This is a genomic window from Microcoleus sp. K4-B3 (assembly GCF_036704615.1).
Taxonomy (GTDB): Bacteria; Cyanobacteriota; Cyanobacteriia; order Cyanobacteriales; family Microcoleaceae; genus Microcoleus.
Window position 1 is genome coordinate 1 of record NZ_JAUBSF010000192.1, and the last position, 2568, is coordinate 2568.

A 2568-nucleotide genomic window follows, 5' to 3' on the forward strand; every position below is an offset into this window, starting at 1 on the left:
CTGCGATGAATAATGACTATATGATGCAAATTCTCAAGTGCTTTTGTCAAGCATGATTGAGATGCTCTTACCCTGGTTTAAGTCGAGCCAGAGACGATAAGAACGGACAGTTTGACCGTTTAAATTTTACACGCCAAGAATCTCAGATTATTCAAGCGTTATTCCCGGCTAATTCTCGCACTGAATTTTTGGATTTTGCAGCCAGTCGTGCCACAGCAACTAGCCCAAATTTAAGCCAATATAAAATCATTCATGTTGCCACTCACGGTTTCGCCAATAGCGCTCACCCGGAACTGTCGGGAATCGTCCTGTCGCTGGTAGACGAAAAGGGGAATCCCTTAAACGGGTTCATGAGACTTACTGATATTTTCAATCTCAAATTAGCAGCCGATTTAATAGTGTTAAGTGCCTGTCAAACCGGAATGGGGCAGATCGTTCAAGGCGAGGGGATGGTAGGATTGACACGGGGATTTATGTATGCAGGGGCTCAGCGAGTGGTGGTGAGTTTGTGGAGTGTGGACGATGAAGGAACGGCTACGTTAATGTCAAGTTTCTATCAGGGAATGCTGAAAAAAGGGTTAACACCAGCAGCAGCATTGAGGGCGGCGCAACTGGAAATGTGGAAGCAGGAAGAGTGGCGTTCTCCTTATTACTGGGCGGCTTTTAACCTTCAGGGGGAATGGCGATAAATTTTAGGGAAAACCAGCATCAATTCCAATTGCGGGCGAGTGTAAGTCTGGCGAGAACTTTTTGGGGTGAATCTGGATACCAAAAAAAAGCGGCCCCGCTTGTCGCAGAACCGCCGTCACAGAGGATGAAAAATCAAAACTTAACGGACTGCACCCTGTACAGAAGGTGATTCAATTGTTTTCATGAAGTACAGCTTCACTAATTGCCAGCCGTTCGACAAATACAAAGGCAATTTTTGGAAGAATTGCAAGAATTTCGGAGTTTCAGAAGCAACAATTGCTGTCAACTGCTGATTGTTCTTGAGGCAAATATCCAGCCGTTCGTAAAACTCGGGGTTGTTCACGTCGAGCATGACGGGGAATACGCGGCCGGCTGTTTCGTTGGTCTTTTTAATCACTTCGATGTCGTATTCGCGAGCATCGAGACCGAGCGATCGATAAAAACCGGCGCGCTGGATATCATTGAGATACATTGTCGCGAACACTGACAGCAAGAAGAAACGGCACCAAAGCTTAGCGCGCCAATCGTTCAACATCTGAGGCTGAGCTCTCATCACCGCATCGAAGAAATCTCCGTGGCGGTTTTCATCCTGGCACCAATTTTCAAAGAATCGGAAAATTGGATAAATCTGGTCTTCAGGATGGGCTTTTAAGTGCTGATAAATGGTGATGTAGCGCCAATAACCGATTTTTTCCGACAAGTAAGTCGCGTAGAAAATAAACTTCGGCTTAAAGAATGTGTAACTGCGGCTCTTTGTCAAGAAACCCAAATCCAGGGACAAATTAAAGTCCGAGAGGGCTTTGTTGAGGAATCCGGCGTGCCGCGCTTCGTCGCGGGACATCAGCAAGAAACCTTCGGCCAGCACTGGATTTTTGTCCTTGAGCTTGCGTGCCAACTCTTTGTAGAGCAAGAAGCCAGAAAACTCAGCGGTGCAGGAACGTTCCAGGAATTCAATGAACAACTGGCGCTTTTCGCCGTCGATGTGTTCCCAAGATTGCTCGAACTCGGCATCCCGCACGAAGTGGTTGCGGTTGTAGTCAACGCGGAACTCTTTAATAATTGCTTGCAGTTCGGCTTCATTTACCGAGATGTCCATTTTGGCCATCTCGTCAAAGTCTGTTGTGTAAAATCTCGGCGTGAGAATAGTTTCTTTGGCTGGGGCTTTCACTCCCGGCCGCATTTCTTCAAAAGTGGGTTTTTTGAGGGAATCTACCATATGTTTATTGGATTTCTGCTTATAACTACTCTGAGTTTCAGTTGTCGGTTACTGCGGGCGATCGATCGCCCCTGTCTGTTCGTCTTCGGCAGGCAGCCCGATCGGCCTCGTTATACTTTACCAAGCTCTCGACCCTGGAAATATATTGCTGGCGTTAAGAATTGCTACGCAGAATCCCCAACGATAAATGATATTATTTTGGTGGCTGACAATAAGCTTGCGCTGTACAAGTCTTGCGGGATGTCAGCCTCCCAGCGACTCCCTACCAGGGATTGAAAAAAGGGCAGTCTTACACGCTGGTGCTAACCACCTAAAACCCTATCAGGGATTAACACTATATATGGTGTTGATGCAGCTTCATTGCAACACTACATATAGCGTTAAGAGCTTTAATACTTCACAATTAAAGGCAAAGTTTTTACGCCGCTGTCTGCGATCGACGCGAGCCGATCGCAAAACCGCCGCCACCCCTCCCGATTTTTCAGCACTACACAGCCCGCGCTGCCGGGTACATTTGCATCAAAATGCAATCCCAATTCAGCGCGGATGCCGTGCTCCGAAACTACGGGGTCAGGGGAAATGTGGAACCCACATTCCGCAAGTCTTTAAATAGAATTGATGGTTGTAAATTTGAAAAATTCAAGCCGGAAGTGATTGCCCCG

At 47.0% G+C, this 2568-nt stretch carries 2 protein-coding genes and 1 pseudogene; 2 read left to right on the plus strand and 1 reads right to left on the minus strand.

Annotated features, from left to right (window positions below; all coding sequences use genetic code 11):
- Positions 1-77: 77 nt before the first annotated feature.
- Positions 78-689, plus strand: a pseudogene (locus QUA78_RS32150) (CHAT domain-containing protein); the annotation flags it as partial.
- A gap of 140 nt (positions 690-829) precedes the next feature.
- Here QUA78_RS32150 and acsF read toward each other — a convergent pair.
- Positions 830-1906: a magnesium-protoporphyrin IX monomethyl ester (oxidative) cyclase gene (gene acsF, locus QUA78_RS32155; RefSeq protein WP_333307240.1), complete on the minus strand. Its 1077-nt coding sequence runs from the start codon at positions 1904-1906 to the stop codon at positions 830-832.
- Between acsF and QUA78_RS32160 the strand changes: the two genes are divergently transcribed.
- Positions 1907-2182, plus strand: a complete 276-nt coding sequence (locus QUA78_RS32160) for a hypothetical protein (protein WP_333307242.1) — start codon at positions 1907-1909, stop codon at positions 2180-2182.
- The last annotated feature ends 386 nt before the right edge of the window (positions 2183-2568 follow it).

Bases quoted from the DNA above. Each gene is read 5' to 3' on its own strand.
- acsF (WP_333307240.1), bottom strand. From the start codon at position 1,906: ATGGTAGATTCCCTCAAAAAACCCACTTTTGAAGAAATGCGGCCGGGA.
- QUA78_RS32160 (WP_333307242.1), top strand. From the start codon at position 1,907: ATGTTTATTGGATTTCTGCTTATAACTACTCTGAGTTTCAGTTGTCGG.